Origin of the sequence: Desulfitobacterium sp., assembly GCF_035539115.1 — a bacterium.
Lineage (GTDB): Bacteria > Bacillota > Desulfitobacteriia > Desulfitobacteriales > Desulfitobacteriaceae > Desulfitobacterium_A.
Map to the genome: position 1 here is coordinate 1 of NZ_DATLJA010000108.1, position 15,375 is coordinate 15,375.

A 15,375-nucleotide genomic window follows, 5' to 3' on the forward strand; every position below is an offset into this window, starting at 1 on the left:
TAAAATCATCATTTTCTCGCCGGTTTTTACCAACACAAAACGCACTTTGCGACCGATCGGTTTCCATAAAAGATCCATGCAGAGGTACTGTACCGTTTCGTTCTTCCCATAAAGGTTGATCGTGATGGTTTGAAACGTTTCTAGACCACTCTTCAAGACATTTTTAAACACAATCTTTTCGCCATAGATACGTGGACGTCCAATACCTCGCTTTTCAGTTTTTGGAGGTTCTGCGAAGGCCACAGTATTGGATTTTGCTCTCATGACTAAGGTGACTAACTTCGAGTGGTGTTCTTGATTGATGGTCTCGACCGCATTGAAGGACGCTGCACTGGGGAAATAGGCATCTAACAGGAGTATTATTTTCTCTGAAGTAGCGTTCACATAACTTCCAGCCATTTGTATCATTTTCACAATGCTGTTTTCTTTCGGTGTTGCGGAGAGTGTTTGTGCAGATGAATCCTCTTTCAAAGCGTTGATTTCATCCATGCCATCGTGAAGTTCTATATTTAAAGGAACGCACTGAGTCGTTTGCCCTTCCGCCAAAATGCCAATCATGCCCAATTGATGACCAAAAATGTATTCTGCTTTCCCCACATTTTCAGAATCTTGATGCAGTTTTTTTACGCCTGGCATGTACCGAGCTTCCTTACCGACCTTGATGTGGTCCCCGATTACAATAGATCGTTCATCAATCTTCACAGGTTTTATGTATTGTTGAACAATGCTCAGCCATTGATGTTTGATATCACTTAATTTAAACGCTGACGAACGGAAAAAGTAGAGCATAGATTCATAATGACAAGAATTCAGATGCAGGCACCCCACAATAGAAGATACTCCTCTTAAATTCGTTCTCACAAGCATCCCCACAACAATGACGACAAACCAAGAAAATGTTTCCTTGCGCTTGAAGCAACATTGAAATCGTTGTAAAATGGTATCGATAAGCTTGAGCATATGTCGTTGTCTCCTTAAGTTTTTTTGGGTCAGAACAATAAACTATCAGGGAGACGACTATAAATCAAGCTTATTTTTATTTGGTTGAATTTGGGTTTAACTTTGAACTCTTAAGAAGATTACTAGATCAATCAAAATTATTAAAAAGATGGTTTTGGACAATATACTCAGCATATTGCCAATCTGACAGAGAGTCTAGATCAAGTGAAGTTATTGAATTCATAAGATATAATTTGGTTCGAGGTACAATAAAACTTTTCTTTTTAATTAACACATCTGTTCTCGTGATATAGATGGCTCCATTTAATGAATAGGTTGTTGTTAGTTCCTGCCTTCTTGGTATTAAGTTTTCACTCAACAAAGGTTTCATATATCCCTCTTCATTGACAGTATACATCCACTGTGGTGGGTGTTCAGGAATCACAACACTGACCAAGGAATCGCAATCCTCAAAATCCTTTGAAGAAACAATTTTCGTAGCCTCAAGTATTTGTTGATGCGTTCGAAAAGGAGAAGTTGGCTGGAGTAGCATGACATAATCAGAACGGTAATCTTCATGTTCACTTAACCAATCTATTGCATGTAAAACTGGTTCAATTCCCGGCGTGTTATCTCCAGCCAGCTCAGCGGGACGTTTAAAAGGAACTTCACAGCTATATTCTTTTCCTAATATCGCTATTTCCTCATCTTCAGTTGAAAGAACTAATCGATCTAAACAGTTCGCCTTAAGCGCTGATTCTATTGTCCATGCGATTAACGGTTTATCTCCGAGTTGTTTAATATTTTTTCGGGGGATTCCTTTGGAGCCTCCTCTAGCCGGAATAATTCCCAGTATTTTGGGATTTCTCATGAAATACCCTCCCATGATATTCTTGATTTTTCCCCGTATTATCCGTTCACATCATAAAAGCGTTTTTTATGATTTATCTTGTTATTATCTAGAAAATCCTTTATTACTGCCACAACTTTTTCAGAAGTTCTCCCGTCACCATAAGGACTTACCTGATTGGAAATCTCACGCAGAAACTGTGGTGTCCTTGCTTTGGTAATACTCTTCGTGATAGCCTGCTTTTCTGGTTCACAACTGATAACAGAGTTTGCGCAAATTCTTCCTTTTTGTCGGTCTCCAATATTAATCGTGGGTTTCTTGAAGCTTGGCGTTTCGATGATTCCACTCGAAGAATTGCCTATAACCATGTCACAATATTTCATTGCAGAAAGATAACGTAAAACGCCCAAAGATGTAAAGGCTATAATATTCTCTCTATTCTCACAGTATTCATCTATTCTTTTATTAATGGCCCGGCCATTGGCATCTGCATTCGCCTTAGTAAAGATGAAATTTAGTTCTTTGATTTCATCAAGTGCCGTTAAAAGTTCTTCAAGTTGTTTAGTTGCAGTATCCATTTCTAATGTTACCGGGTGAAATGTTACCAGTGCATACGGTGCATTTAAATCAAAGTTTATACTTTGTGCCAATTCATCTCTAGGCAGTAGGGGAAGGGTTAAGATATTTTCTACACCCATTGCACCCACGTTAAATACTCGATCTGGAGATTCGCCCATATTAATAACTCGCTGCCTATACTGCTCTGTGGATGTAAAATGCAAATAGCTCATTTTAGTGATTGAATGGCGAAAGAACTCATCAATCGCCCCTTCCGTTGTTTCCCCACCATGCAGATGAGCAATAGGTATGCAAGCTACTGCAGCAGCTGTCGCCGCCGCAAAAATCTCAAAGCGGTCGCCTAAGATGATTAACAGGTCAGTCTTTGTTTTATCAAAGTACTCAGCAAAACCAGTAATTCCCCTCCCGATAGCTTTTGACATCGCCTTTTGGGAATCATCATTTTGCAGTACATCAATTTTAGCATCGATTGAGATGCCATCTGCTTCAATTTCCTTATAGGTAAGACCAAAATCCTCTGACAGATGCATACCCGTTGCCACAACTCTTAGATTAAACTCATTGTTGACTTTAATTTTCTTTATAATCGGCCTTAGTAAGCCATACTCAGCTCGTGTACCCGTTATAATGCAGATTGTTCTTTTCATAACTCTATCAACTCGTCCTCATAAAAATCACGTTTTGCACTCATTCCGAGTATTTCGAACCATTTCATGGGGGAAATTCCGTTACCTGGACGCTTAACCGTTAAATTATTTTCAGTGAATAGTTCTCCTTGGACTATATCTCGCTTCGCAACAATGCTTTTTCGAGCGACGTCTATATTTGGTGTTTCTGATTCTGAGGGTTGTTTTAAGCCATTCCCTAAAGCAACTTCAATATTTCTGATAGCCTTTATCATGGCTTTGAGTTCCTGTGGATTAAGGCTTGCCTTATGATCCGGTCCCTCCATATTCTTATTTAGCGTAAAATGCTTTTCAATGACGGTTGCTCCTAGTGCGACTGCTGCAATGGGTGCTTCAATTCCTAGAGTATGATCAGAATAACCAACATTAACATCAAATCTATTCTTCAAGGTTAACATCGCTTTTAGATTCGCATCCTTAAAAGGAGTCGGATACTGGGTATTACAGTGCAGAAGCGTTATCTTTTCTGTTCCATTTTTTCGAAGGACTTCTAAGGCCATTTCTACTTCATCTAGATAACTCATCCCGGTTGACATGACTACTGGTTTTCTCATTCTTGCAATTTCCATCAGATAGGGAAGATTGGTAATCTCGCCTGAGGGTATCTTATAGAGCGGGATTTCTATACTCTCCAGAAAGTCGATACTCTCAAAATCAAACGGCGTTGAGAGAAATAATATTTCCTTCTGCTTACAATATCTTTTGAGTTCGCTAAAATCCTTAAAGGAGAGTTCCAGTTTCTTTACCATGTCGAGCTGGCTCTCACCCGACTGAGTTGTTTTTTTCTGATATGCCGCTTTGGGAGCTATTTTTGATACCAGGCTCTCCGCTTTAAAGGTCTGAAATTTTACGGCATCTGCCCCCGCGTCTTTCGCAGCATCGATTAATTGTTTAGCTAATCGAATATCACCATTATGGTTTACTCCAGCCTCAGCTATTATAAACACGCTCATTGTTTTTCACCACTTTACATGGATTTCCGTAGGCGATGACTTGCTGGGGTAGGTCGTGAACCACAACACTTCCCGCTCCTATGATACTGTTCTTTCCGATACTTAATCCCTGAATAACTGTAGCATTTGCACCAATATGCGTATGAGCGCCTATTTTAACGTCTCCGCATATCACAGCGCCTGATCCAACATGTGAAAATTCTTTGATGTGACAACCATGTTCGATTATAGCTCCTGTATTAATGATTGTCATATCTCCTATCTCACTATGAGGATTAATGACTGTATTTTTGCCGATATATACCCCTTCTCCAAGATGCACATTTCTCCCAATCCTTGCAGTAGGGTCAACGATAGTTGGTAAGGTAAAACCTATATCCTTTAGCCTATCAAAAAGGTTTTTTCTCAAAGAAGTATCTCCAATACTACCAACTGTAATGAAAGCGAATGGGACACCACACTCGAAAATAGGCTTTAAAAGGGTATCATTTCCTATAACTTCGTAATCGAGTACCTTTTCACCTACAACTTTAATCATGTCCGTGATCCCAACAATTTCGTATTCATCCTTGGCTTGGAGACTATCGATAACACTGAGTGCATGTCCACCTGCACCAACTAGTACCATTCTTTTCACAGGCTTACACTCCCAGCTCTTTTCTCATTTCCTCCAACTCTTCGATCTGCCCCATGTCTAGCCAGCTTTTTTCGCTAACTGGAAATACCCCAATTTTCTCTCCCCATGCTTTTTGCTGCTCAATTATATCTGGAAAACCCATCACTTTGTTATCCTCAAGTCTATTAATAACATCAGGCTCAACAACATAAAATCCCGTATTCGTCAAAAAGGAGTATTCAGGTTTTTCGGTCATCGTAGCTACCTTACCCTGGCTATCCATATTGATGACTCCGTAAGGAATTATGAGATGTTTAAAGGCTGCCACTATTGTAATCATATTTCCATTCTGCTTATGAAAGTCATAGATTTCTTTATAATTCGCTCTGATTAATACGTCACAGTTTGTAAAGAAAAAGGTAGTTCTTAACTTTCCTTTTAATAAGCTTAGGCCGCCCCCTGTCCCTAAGGGCGTATCCTCGTCATGATATTCCAGTTTATATTCCTTTTCCACTTCATTAAAATAGGCCTTGATCATATTTTTCTTATGATTAACAATTAAGTGAAAATCGTTACAGTCATATTTTAAAAATTGGTTGATAATATGCTCTGTAATCGGTATTTCCCCGATAGGGATAAGAGGTTTAGGTAATATTTTGGTATATGGATAAAGGCGTGTCCCTAATCCACCAGCCATAATGACGACAGGTACATTTAAAGAATGATTTCGCCCAATCTCATTATCGTTTAAAAACAGAATCGATTGTATCTCAAGGTTTTCATTCACAACCGGTAAAGAAAGGATTGACCATTTCTTCATTAACCCTTGCGCTTTAACCTTATCTTTTTCGTATATATATCGAGGATGATAGTTGGCGATTTTACTGACCTTCTCCTCCAACTTTCCTCCACGTAGCAAATGTCTGCGAATATCTCCATCGGTGATGATTCCTTTTAATTTACTATCCTCAACGACAAGTAGGATTTGCCTTGCGTTCGTATCAATCCGTTTCATCGCCTCTAGTACATTTTGCGTTTCGTCAATAAATAGTGCCTCTACGCTCACTGCTCCCCCCCACCTCTCATTAAATGGCCTTGATGGCCTCAATAACTTTTAACACATCATGAGTAGATAGATTGCTACTACAGGGAATATTCACGATTCGGTTATAATATTGATAAGCTTTTTCGATCTTGTACGATTGCGCCTGCAAATACGGTTTTTGTTCATGAATCAGTCCCCAGAGCGGACGAGTTTGAATGTTTTCGTTCCTTAAACGTTCAATGATTTGGTTACGCGAATATTTATCAGTGTCCTCTATATATAAGGAATAAAACCAATAGTTCGGCCTGATATTCTCGCGAAAGTCTAATAGACTTAAACCTTGTATTCCACGATTTATTTCGTTTTTGTAGAGAAAGTAATTCTCCTTTTTAATCGTTATAAAGTGTTCGAGCTGCTCCAATTGGGCAACGCCTAGAGCGGCTTGTAGGTTGGTCATTCGATAATTGTAACCCACATCGCCATGAATAAAGTTAGCTGCATCATCTTTGGCCTGGGTTGATAGATATTTTGCCTGTTTCATTATGTTAAAATCTGCAGAAACAAGCATTCCCCCGCCGCCAGTGGTAATTATTTTATTTCCGTTAAAGGAATAGGCCCCAATATCTGCGATTGTCCCTGCATATTGTCCTTGATATGGGCCGTTCGTGTAATAGGATCCCAACGCCTCGGTCGCGTCCTCAATAACCTTAAGATTATAGTGTTCAGCAATATCTATTACTACTGGCATATCGGCCATGTTCCCAAAAACATGCACGACAACGACTGCTTTAATATGTCGTCCGGTCGATTTATTAATGAGCTTTTGCTCGATAAACTCGCATTTATTTTCGCAAAACTCTCTTAATTTGTTCATATCCATACATAAGGAATCATCACAATCCATAAAAATGGGATGCGCTAGCAAGTATTTTACTGGATTCACAGCGGCTATAAAAGTTAGGGTAGGCACGATTACCTCGTCGTCAACTTTTACTCCTGCCAAAATTAGAGCTAAATGTATACTTGCAGTGCCGCTTTGGCACGCAACTGCGGTTTCGACGTTTAAATAATGGGCTATTTCCCTTTCGAATCTCTCGATGTATGCGCCGCCTGTAGACACCCATTCCGCTTCTATGGCGTCTGTAACATAATTTAATTCATTCCCCTTAAAATTAGGTACGGAAAGTGGAATTAAGTCATTCATCTGAGCACTTCCTATATGTATAAATTATATACAAATTTAGAGATTATAAATATCTGCTTTATAGCGGCTTAAGTTTTCCTTAAAAAACCTGATAGTCTCAGCCAAACCTCCCTTTAAGCTATACTTTAGCTCCCAATCCGTCAGTTCTTTAATCTTTTGATTGGAACCTAAAAGCCTGTTGACCTCGCTTTTTTCTGGACGGAGTCTTTGTTCATCACATATAATCTGAGCCTCAGGATTAATCTGACGAATTAACTCCTGAGCAAGCTGTCTAATCGAAATCTCTTGTTGGGTCGCGATATTTATTTCCTGCCCGATTGTTTTACTCGACTTAGCTATCTCAATAAAACCGTGTGCGGTATCTTTGACATAATTAAAATCACGTGTTGGGGTAAGCGACCCAAGTTTTATCTCCGTTTTTCCGGAAAGAAGCTGGGTAATTATTGTTGGAATCACGGCTCTCGCTGATTGCCGCGGTCCATAAGTATTAAAAGGGCGTACTATTGTAACAGGAAGTTCAAAACTTCGATAAAAGCTCTCGGCGAGTCTGTCAGCCCCTATTTTTGTTGCTGAATACGGAGATTGCCCTTGAAAGGGATGTTTTTCATCGATAGGCACGTATTGTGCCGTGCCATATACCTCTGACGTAGAAGTCACCAAAATTCTTTGAGTTCCTAAATCTCGAGCTGCTTGAAGTACATTGAGTGTCCCTTTAATATTAGTATCTACGTAAGAATCAGGCGAATGGTAACTATATGGGATTGCAATGAGGGCTGCAAGGTGAAAAACTTCGTCTACATCTTTCATTGCAGTTCTAACCCCATTTGGGTCACGTATATCCCCAGAAAATATTTCTATTTCTTTTAATAGCTCTTTGGGAAAGGTATCAAGCCATCCCCAGCTATTGAATGAATTATAAAATACAAAGGCTTTTACCTTTTGACCTGATTTAATAAGCTGTTCAACAAGATGGCTACCTATAAAGCCGTCAGCACCTGTTACAAGGACTTTATTCAAGATATCTCACCTCACTAAAAATGAATTTAATATACGGAGAAACTTCAAATACAATATTACTTTCATTTAAAAATTTCATGCAAATCCTTTTCGATAGTTCCCTTAATTTTCGCTCCTTTACTCGAATTAAAAAATGTGATTTGTGGATGAGCTTCAATGGTCCGCTCAATCCATCGTTTAAAACTTAAAAGGCTGGGATTAGAATACAACTGATCCCCGTTCACTCCTAAGACAGTTTCAATCAGACCATCAGGAGATACTTCATTGCTCTCTCCGTAGATATCTGTAAAAGTTTCGGTATGATGTTTATTGTTAATAAACGCTAAATCTTGGCCAGTAAAAATAATCGGATTTGCTCTACCTTTAAGTGCAATGGATAAAAGTGCCGTAGCTACAGATTTTCCAGTTTCAATTGTCAAGTTCCCTTGATTTGATTCATTATTAAAAATATACCTGGGTCCTTGATAATTCGATACCGCTATGTGAGATGCCGAATTTAAGAAACAAAGAGGTACATTAAGATTTTCATATCCGATCATTTGTTTAGCAACAAGATCAGATGCATCAATAATACAAATCATGTCAGGTATGACTTGATATTTCATAAGGGTTCTGAGAGCACTGCCTGCGCAAAATAAATTAAATCGACTCCGGAATTTTTTTAATTCCTTTATGCTTGAATCAAGGGATGGCCCAGAGGAAGCAATCACTATCGGCTTAGCTTCAAAATTAGATTCATTTAAAAAATCCTCAATCCTTTTATGTTCAAGCAAAAGATTAAGTTTATCATTCTCTACGAGAGAAGCGCCCCAACGTTCCACACCAATTCTGCCTAATTCAAAATCAAAAATCGCATCTTGGAAGTCCTTAAATTTGTTGGGTAGAACCTTTAATGATGGTTTGAATAATAATAGATTGCTAACGCCACTCAGCTGTTCGGAAAATTGATTTAATAAAGCAGGACTATATCCTACGAACAACTCTACCCGGCGATCATTCAACATTTCCTGCACCACATTTAAAGATTTGGCTATTTCAAAAATAGCCAAATCCGCCTCAAATACGTACAACTTGCAATCCGGATTTATTCTTTTTAATAATTCTTTGATATGATACCCTAAGCCGAACCCATAAACAACCACTCGATCTTTACCTTGGTAAAGTGTTTTATGATGATCAATAAGTGCGATAGCCTCTCTTGCTGGATCATATTTGCTGTGAAGCAACACATTATCAATAGTCAGCGTGGGTTGACCATTTTGGGCTTTTAAAATTTGGATAACACGACCGTCTTTCAATACGATGCTTTTACTTGAAAATTAAAAGACCCCCTATCCTATCCTAATAATTTTTGAATGCTTAACTGCCACTGTTCGAGGATCGGAACAACCTCAAACTCCAACAAATCAGCAACTGTAACCGTATCTTTTATTTTTATGGCCTCGTTAATTTCGTTAATTTTGCTCATAACATCACTGGTCGTAATCTCTTCTTTTTGGACTTGGCTCGTTATTTCTATTACTTCAATCAACCACATAATCCCGTCAGCAATGAGAGATACTAATTGAAATCCTTTGTTTTCCTGGCCACTATACAAGTATTCTGCAGCTTCAGAAGTTCCTTTAATTAGTTTATCAAGATATTCATCAGCGGTACGAAGAATTTCAATTTGTTCTTCCATTTCAAGCACTCTCTTCCTCATCCTAGAATCAAAGATTATTACTTACATCGTATCGCAATTATCTGGATACCTTCTTATCAGAGTTTTTGCCTGAACCAGAAGATCCTATCTTTTCATTCAATTTGCTAACCGTATCTTCAAGAATTTTCCTAAGTTTTTCTGAGAGAAGACCTATATTACAGAACATATCTTGTAATAATTTTGCTTTACTTATGATTACCGTTTCTAAATCAACGTCAGCATTATATACGCCTGTATCCAAACCATTATACTCGACCATTACTCTTATATATTCCGGTTTGAAAGCGGAGAAAATCCATTGATCAGACATAATGTTTCGAGCTTCTTTATCCATTTGATCCAAATAGCGTTTTTTGAACTTCAATAGAATTTCCGGATCCTCTATATTATGATATACCCTCGATGCCCTGGCAAAAACCAATTCACATATTTGCAGCTTTTCAATACGCTTTTCGAAAGACATCCGGATTTTATCTAGCATTTCTTCATATTTAATGTCCTGTTTGACAGAATAGAGCCAATCTACAAAGGAATCCTTCTTTAATGAATCAGTTCCTACATATTGTTCTAGTGCTTCCTTTAAAGGAAGTTGAAGAGTCCCTTTAATTTTTGCGCCTCCTTCAGTGCAATTAATGAGCAAAGAAGGAAATCTTTCGAGGTAAATTTCATACCAATCTCTGAATAATTTCCAGCTTAAACTTGAAGGGACTTCCCCTCCATAATATCCTTCGAGATAAACTACATCATTCTCTTTATCCAAATCCACTTTTATCTCATCATATACACTGCCGGAACTATGCGTTCGGCCTTCGCTCCCATAAGCTAAATCTTGTCCCACCAGTAAAATAGCCGGAGCCCCAATATAAAGTGCAAACATAAAAGCAAAATGGGTTACCGATAATCCTACCGGTAATAGGCCATAGCCCATATCCCGAGCAAGCTCAGATTGATAGAATTCCCCACCACCGAAGATAAACATATTATGTTTAAACAAATTAACACTTCGTGGATCAATAACGGGATTACCGACTAAGACAACCGATTCAGGAATGTGATCGTCCCGTTTATAATGTTTTTCTGCAATGACAGGGGCTCTATCGAGAGTGAAGGTGGCATCGGGAACAATCCCATAATCTAATAATTTATTGAAAACTGTATTTACGCAGAAAATTGTAACACGATCCTGCCATTCCTTGAGAACCGCAATATTTTTATTCAAAGACGGTCCAGCTAGTACGATCACCACGGGTTTATGCCACGTATCGGCTATCTGTCTAAGATAGGGTGACCGAGCCAAATAGGGGATATGTTCCGACAAATTAGTTAAACCCTTAATCGACCAACTAATATCGTTTCCTTTTGCCAGAATATGATATTGAAAAACTTCAATTATTATTCGGCGTATTTCTTGTACTACGGTGATATCATGCCGATATTTCGGTGCAAAATACAAAAAGCCCATTTTATGAAGTTTCAGTTGGATCTCTCCATTAACAAATAGTCCGTCTAAAATCACCCGAACATCCGATGGAGTTCCAAAAGCCAAGACAACCCTGCCCGTTTTTAATATTTCTCTAAAATCAATCACGTGCATTGCTGCTCGAACAATATCCCAATCCGACTCTAAGACAAAGATCAAACAATCTTGCGATGTTTGTTCTATTAACTCCAGCAGATGATAACCCAAGCCTAAGCCAAAAACAAAGATTGAAAGGTAGGAACTAATATCTTCCACGGCTAATAATCGAGAAGCCTCATTCAACGGATCATAGGCACTATGGAGTAGGATATCATGATCTTCCACCTGTTTAACAGCCGTATAATACCCCATTTTTCCTGTAAAGAGACGGACTGTGGAATTTTCTAGAGGTTGATTTAATATTTGTTCTTCGAAACCTTGAGAAAGCAGAAAAGCGAGGTTTTCTTCAAAAAATGTCATTCCACATCCATCCCCGTTCAGTGATTTAAAAGAGGCTTAATTTCAAATATAAGAATATCCATTAGCCGTACATAGTCTTTATTTTCTAGACAGTGTATAGTTTCTAATAATTCTCGCTTAAATTCAGCATATCGTGAAATGGGCAATTCTTGTGCTGCAATTTCCATTTTCTTCAGAATGGAATCAAGTTCCTGAAGCGCTAAATTATCCTCATTACAGATAAATAAGTCACGAATATAATTAAGCTTATTGCTTATATCTTCGTTATGCTCCACATTATTACTTGTTTGCATAATTGACATGTCTCATTCCGTTGGGGTCTTCTTTAGCTGACTTTGCAGCTTCAACCCACGTTTCACGAAAACTGATAAGGAATTCCTCTACCGGTTGAAGCCGCTCCATGTTCTTTTCAACATTAGCCATAATCACTTCATTTTGATAAAATTCATAAAGTTTTTTCATGTTTACTGCAATTTCTCCCTGGCTTATATCCAGCGACGTGGTAAGTTCGACAAATACGTCTTGAAGCTTTCCCAACCACTTATTGGTTGCTTCTATATCCTTGTGTTCCATTGCAATTCTGGCTTGGCGAAGAAAACGAATTGCTCCGTCATATAACATAATCAATAATTTATCTGGTGTAGCTGTTGCTACTGAAGTTTGTCTATAGGCGCTATATGGGTTACTAACAGTTGTAGTATTTGGCATAGCGAATCACTCCCCCCTAAGATAGACTCGAAGTGAGTCTATCTACACTTATTTCTTCGTAGTCGTACCGTTCAAAGCATTAATCTGGCTTGTTAACCAAGTTGATTGCGAACTCAAGCCGGACAGCAAGGTTTCTAAGCTTGCAAATTTTGCTTTCAGCATGTCCTGATATTTAGTTACCCGAACATCAAAACTGCTAATTTGATTCGTTACATCTTTAATTTGACTATCCAGGCTAGTCTGAGTTTGGGATATGCTTCCGCCAAACATAATGGCTGGGTATAAATAAGCATGAAGTGTATTTCCCAACCCTTCAACGTTTGAAGGAGTCACCCCATTGTAAGGAGCACTTAACAGATTGGCAACACTTTGAGGATTAGCCGCTAACGCTGACGTGAATTTGGCCGTATCAAAGGTTAATGTAGCATTTTTACCAAAGTTATCAGCTGATGTTGAAATGCCAACTTGACTTAGAGTCTTATAGGTAGATGTAGAACTATTAATGACCCCTCCCATTATAGCTCTAAGTCTAGATTGAATCGCCTGAAGCGTAGGATCAGCGAATAAATCTCCTGCCTTCTTTGTCGTGGTATTATAGCTAAGCTTATCAGAGATAAAACTTTGTGTGGAATTATACTGATCTACAAAACTTTGAACTGCTTTTTGAGCGACTGAAGTATCCGTAGCAACCGTAACAGTCGAGGCTCCGCTAGCAACTAGATTTAGCGTTACCCCTTGGATTGCTGTTGCCACGGTATTCGTAGCGCTCGTTATACTTACACCGTTAACCGTAAAGAGAGCATCCTCAGCAGCTTGTGATATTCCTCCACTTCCAACTGGCGTGTTGTATGTGCCAGGTATACCTGCAGTTAAATTTAAATTTAATCCATTTGTTCCCAAAATACCTGTTATAGAATCTGCAAAAGTAATCTGATTAGCAGCACCAGTATTATTACCTGTGATTGAAATACGATAATCAGTAGCATTCACTTTAATAAGGGATGCAGTAACTCCTGCCTGCGTTTTATTGATCGAATTAACAATGTCTGTCAATGTCGGGGAAGTCCCCGCAGAAGAACTTTTCGTAACCACCACTGGTTTCCCGTTAATGGTAAAATCCCAATTTGAAGTCTTGGCAACCGTATCATAAACGTAACCAGGCATACTCAATGCCAATACAGAATCGCTGGTTTGTTTGGTATTTACAACCTCTGCATGGGCTATATTAGCCACTGTGACCGCATAATTACCCGGTATAGCAGTACTTCCGCCAGTCGCAGTCACAAAACTAGTATTGCTGGAAGTCGCTGTAGTTGCCGTCCAAGTTGCTGCCGATTGAAGAGCAGTGATTGCACTGTCTAAACTTGATAACCTCGTGTTCACATCCAGCCAAGCAGATTGCTGAATTTGCAAAGTGTTTTGTTTTGTTATCATCTGATTTTCAGGAAGCTTATATGTCTGAACCATTGATGCTATAATACTCGTAAAATCATAACCGGATAATCCAGGTAAAGAGATTGACATTGCTCATTCTCCTTTCTTACAGATACTTATCGAAAAATATCCCCACCATTTTATTAAACGATCCTAAAAGATCCATCATCTGTTTTGAAGGAATCTCATCAAGCACATCTCCTGTTTGGCGATCAATAATTTTTACCATTACGCGATGGGTTGTCTCATGAATACTGAATTTTAACTGTTTGTCAATGAGCCCCATGAGGCGATTCAGTTTTTCTGCCGCCTTCTCAATTTCCTCGCGAGGTATTTCTTCACGAGCCGTTGGAACCTCTTGCTTACGCTCAATAGCGGGCACTAATATTTCTTGTGCTTTATCAGACCTCTGTCCAGGAAAGGCCTCTGACGGTAATACAGTTACCCCGATATTGGGTTGAATTGGATTAACCACATCATTCCCTCCTCCACCAACCTTAATCCACATTTGACAAAAAGAGTCGACCGGCTAACCGCCGACCGGCTCTTTTGTTCAAGATAAAGTTATGTCCGAGGAAATTAACCCAGAAGTTTCAGAACCGATTGAGGCGCTTGGTTCGCTTGGGCTAGCATAGCTACGCCAGCCTGGCTGAGAATTTGGCTCTTCGTAAATTTAGACATTTCCGAAGCCATATCCACATCACGGATTCGAGATTCAGCAGCTGTCAGATTCTCCGATGCAGTACCTAAGTTTGCAATAGTATGTTGAAGCCGGTTTTGGATTGCACCCATTCCAGCACGTGCATCAGAAACTTTACCAATTGCTGTATCGATTTTTCCTATGGCTGCACTAGCAGTAGCAACCGAAGTAACTTGTAGTCCAGATACAGTAAGTCCACCAGCATTCATAGTTGCAATTGAGATGGAAATCGTTTGACCTGCATTAGCACCCACTTGGAGATTTTTCCCTGTGAAAGTCCCCTTTAATAAGCTTTGAGTATTGAATTCAGTTGTGTTAGCTATGCGATTGATCTCACTAGTCAATGCTGTAACTTCAAGTTGAATTGATTGACGGTCACTCGTTGTGTTGGTAGCATTAGCTGATTGAACTGCTAGTTCTCTCATCCGTTGGAGAATGGAATGAGTCTCGTTTAAAGCACCTTCAGCCGTTTGAACAAGTGAAATACCATCTTGGGCATTACGCTGAGCTTGATTCAAGCCGCTAATTTGTGAACGCATCTTTTCAGAAATAGACAACCCAGCAGCATCATCCGCTGCTTTATTGATTCGATAACCAGAAGACAATTTTTCCAGAGAACTTTGAAGTGTGGTTTGACTGGTTGTTAAGTTACGTTGAGCATTTAAGCTCGAAATGTTGGTATTGACGATCATTGCCATAATAATTACCTCCATGAATTCTAATTTTCCCACATCCATGTGAGAATTTTTGTATAGTCACTTTCTTGTCGACTCAGAAAGCATCTTACATTTTAGTTATCGGATAATCATCTTGTTTTCTGAAGGCCATGGTTGGCTAATTTGTACGCAATATATCGTATTATCTTCATATTTCCCTTCTTTTCGTTAGATATCAGTGATTTTTCTTTTTCGTGCTTGTTTCTTAAATTTTTCTTTGTAAGTCAGATCAAGTACCTTTGATCGAGTGGTCACTAGATAGACTTTTACCAAATCATTCTATTTTT

At 38.9% G+C, this 15,375-nt stretch carries 16 protein-coding genes; all 16 read right to left on the reverse strand.

Annotation, left to right across the window (positions count from 1 at the left end; translation table 11 throughout):
* On the reverse strand, positions 1-960 hold a 960-nt coding region (locus VM640_RS16695), incomplete at its 3' end, for a transposase (RefSeq protein WP_325394277.1).
* A 127-nt stretch (positions 961-1,087) separates the two neighbouring features.
* The gene (locus tag VM640_RS16700) at positions 1,088-1,810 is read right to left on the reverse strand and encodes an acylneuraminate cytidylyltransferase family protein (RefSeq protein WP_325394279.1); all 723 of its coding nucleotides are present in this window, start codon (positions 1,808-1,810) and stop codon (positions 1,088-1,090) included.
* A 38-nt stretch (positions 1,811-1,848) separates the two neighbouring features.
* On the reverse strand, positions 1,849-3,015 hold the full coding sequence (gene neuC, locus VM640_RS16705) for a UDP-N-acetylglucosamine 2-epimerase (protein ID WP_325394281.1): 1,167 nt from the start codon (positions 3,013-3,015) through the stop codon (positions 1,849-1,851).
* The gene (gene neuB / locus VM640_RS16710) at positions 3,012-4,007 is read right to left on the reverse strand and encodes an N-acetylneuraminate synthase (protein WP_325394283.1); all 996 of its coding nucleotides are present in this window, start codon (positions 4,005-4,007) and stop codon (positions 3,012-3,014) included. The genes neuC and neuB overlap by 4 nt, the downstream gene beginning before the upstream one ends.
* Positions 3,985-4,635, reverse strand: a complete 651-nt coding sequence (locus VM640_RS16715) for an acetyltransferase (protein WP_325394304.1) — start codon at positions 4,633-4,635, stop codon at positions 3,985-3,987. Before VM640_RS16715 ends, neuB begins: the two co-directional genes overlap by 23 nt.
* Positions 4,636-4,648: 13 nt before the next feature.
* Positions 4,649-5,689, reverse strand: coding sequence for a sugar phosphate nucleotidyltransferase (locus tag VM640_RS16720; protein WP_325394285.1), 1,041 nt, complete (start codon positions 5,687-5,689; stop codon positions 4,649-4,651).
* A gap of 19 nt (positions 5,690-5,708) precedes the next feature.
* A complete protein-coding gene (locus tag VM640_RS16725) occupies positions 5,709-6,872 on the reverse strand; it encodes a LegC family aminotransferase (RefSeq protein WP_325394287.1) in 1,164 nt (387 codons plus the stop codon).
* A gap of 36 nt (positions 6,873-6,908) precedes the next feature.
* On the reverse strand, positions 6,909-7,892 hold the full coding sequence (locus VM640_RS16730) for an NAD-dependent 4,6-dehydratase LegB (protein ID WP_475394586.1): 984 nt from the start codon (positions 7,890-7,892) through the stop codon (positions 6,909-6,911).
* A gap of 59 nt (positions 7,893-7,951) precedes the next feature.
* Positions 7,952-9,187: a motility associated factor glycosyltransferase family protein gene (locus tag VM640_RS16735; RefSeq protein ID WP_325394291.1), complete on the reverse strand. Its 1,236-nt coding sequence runs from the start codon at positions 9,185-9,187 to the stop codon at positions 7,952-7,954.
* Positions 9,188-9,225: 38 nt separating this feature from the next.
* A complete protein-coding gene (locus VM640_RS16740; RefSeq protein WP_475394587.1) occupies positions 9,226-9,570 on the reverse strand; it encodes a DUF8042 domain-containing protein in 345 nt (114 codons plus the stop codon).
* Positions 9,571-9,628: 58 nt separating this feature from the next.
* Complete coding sequence (locus VM640_RS16745) at positions 9,629-11,530, reverse strand: motility associated factor glycosyltransferase family protein (protein WP_325394295.1); 1,902 nt, start codon at positions 11,528-11,530, stop codon at positions 9,629-9,631.
* A 17-nt stretch (positions 11,531-11,547) separates the two neighbouring features.
* Positions 11,548-11,823: a hypothetical protein gene (locus VM640_RS16750; protein WP_325394297.1), complete on the reverse strand. Its 276-nt coding sequence runs from the start codon at positions 11,821-11,823 to the stop codon at positions 11,548-11,550.
* Positions 11,810-12,238, reverse strand: a complete 429-nt coding sequence (gene fliS / locus VM640_RS16755) for a flagellar export chaperone FliS (protein WP_325394299.1) — start codon at positions 12,236-12,238, stop codon at positions 11,810-11,812. The genes VM640_RS16750 and fliS overlap by 14 nt, the downstream gene beginning before the upstream one ends.
* 48 nt (positions 12,239-12,286) lie before the next feature.
* Complete coding sequence (fliD, locus tag VM640_RS16760; RefSeq protein WP_325394300.1) at positions 12,287-13,762, reverse strand: flagellar filament capping protein FliD; 1,476 nt, start codon at positions 13,760-13,762, stop codon at positions 12,287-12,289.
* Positions 13,763-13,778: 16 nt separating this feature from the next.
* Positions 13,779-14,180 (reverse strand): flagellar protein FlaG, encoded by a 402-nt coding sequence (locus VM640_RS16765; RefSeq protein ID WP_325394302.1) that lies wholly within the window; start codon positions 14,178-14,180, stop codon positions 13,779-13,781.
* Between the two features lie 71 nt (positions 14,181-14,251).
* Positions 14,252-15,064: a flagellin N-terminal helical domain-containing protein gene (locus VM640_RS16770; RefSeq protein ID WP_325394306.1), complete on the reverse strand. Its 813-nt coding sequence runs from the start codon at positions 15,062-15,064 to the stop codon at positions 14,252-14,254.
* Positions 15,065-15,375: the final 311 nt, after the last annotated feature.

Excerpts from the sequence above, each read along its gene's own strand:
- VM640_RS16700 (WP_325394279.1), bottom strand. The coding sequence starts at position 1,810 with ATGAGAAATCCCAAAATACTGGGAATTATTCCGGCTAGAGGAGGCTCC.
- neuC (WP_325394281.1), bottom strand. The coding sequence starts at position 3,015 with ATGAAAAGAACAATCTGCATTATAACGGGTACACGAGCTGAGTATGGC.
- neuB (WP_325394283.1), bottom strand. The coding sequence starts at position 4,007 with ATGAGCGTGTTTATAATAGCTGAGGCTGGAGTAAACCATAATGGTGAT.
- VM640_RS16715 (WP_325394304.1), bottom strand. The coding sequence starts at position 4,635 with ATGGTACTAGTTGGTGCAGGTGGACATGCACTCAGTGTTATCGATAGT.
- VM640_RS16725 (WP_325394287.1), bottom strand. The coding sequence starts at position 6,872 with ATGAATGACTTAATTCCACTTTCCGTACCTAATTTTAAGGGGAATGAA.
- VM640_RS16740 (WP_475394587.1), bottom strand. The coding sequence starts at position 9,570 with ATGGAAGAACAAATTGAAATTCTTCGTACCGCTGATGAATATCTTGAT.
- VM640_RS16745 (WP_325394295.1), bottom strand. The coding sequence starts at position 11,530 with ATGACATTTTTTGAAGAAAACCTCGCTTTTCTGCTTTCTCAAGGTTTC.
- VM640_RS16750 (WP_325394297.1), bottom strand. The coding sequence starts at position 11,823 with ATGCAAACAAGTAATAATGTGGAGCATAACGAAGATATAAGCAATAAG.
- fliS (WP_325394299.1), bottom strand. The coding sequence starts at position 12,238 with ATGCCAAATACTACAACTGTTAGTAACCCATATAGCGCCTATAGACAA.
- fliD (WP_325394300.1), bottom strand. The coding sequence starts at position 13,762 with ATGTCAATCTCTTTACCTGGATTATCCGGTTATGATTTTACGAGTATT.
- VM640_RS16765 (WP_325394302.1), bottom strand. The coding sequence starts at position 14,180 with ATGTGGATTAAGGTTGGTGGAGGAGGGAATGATGTGGTTAATCCAATT.
- VM640_RS16770 (WP_325394306.1), bottom strand. The coding sequence starts at position 15,064 with ATGATCGTCAATACCAACATTTCGAGCTTAAATGCTCAACGTAACTTA.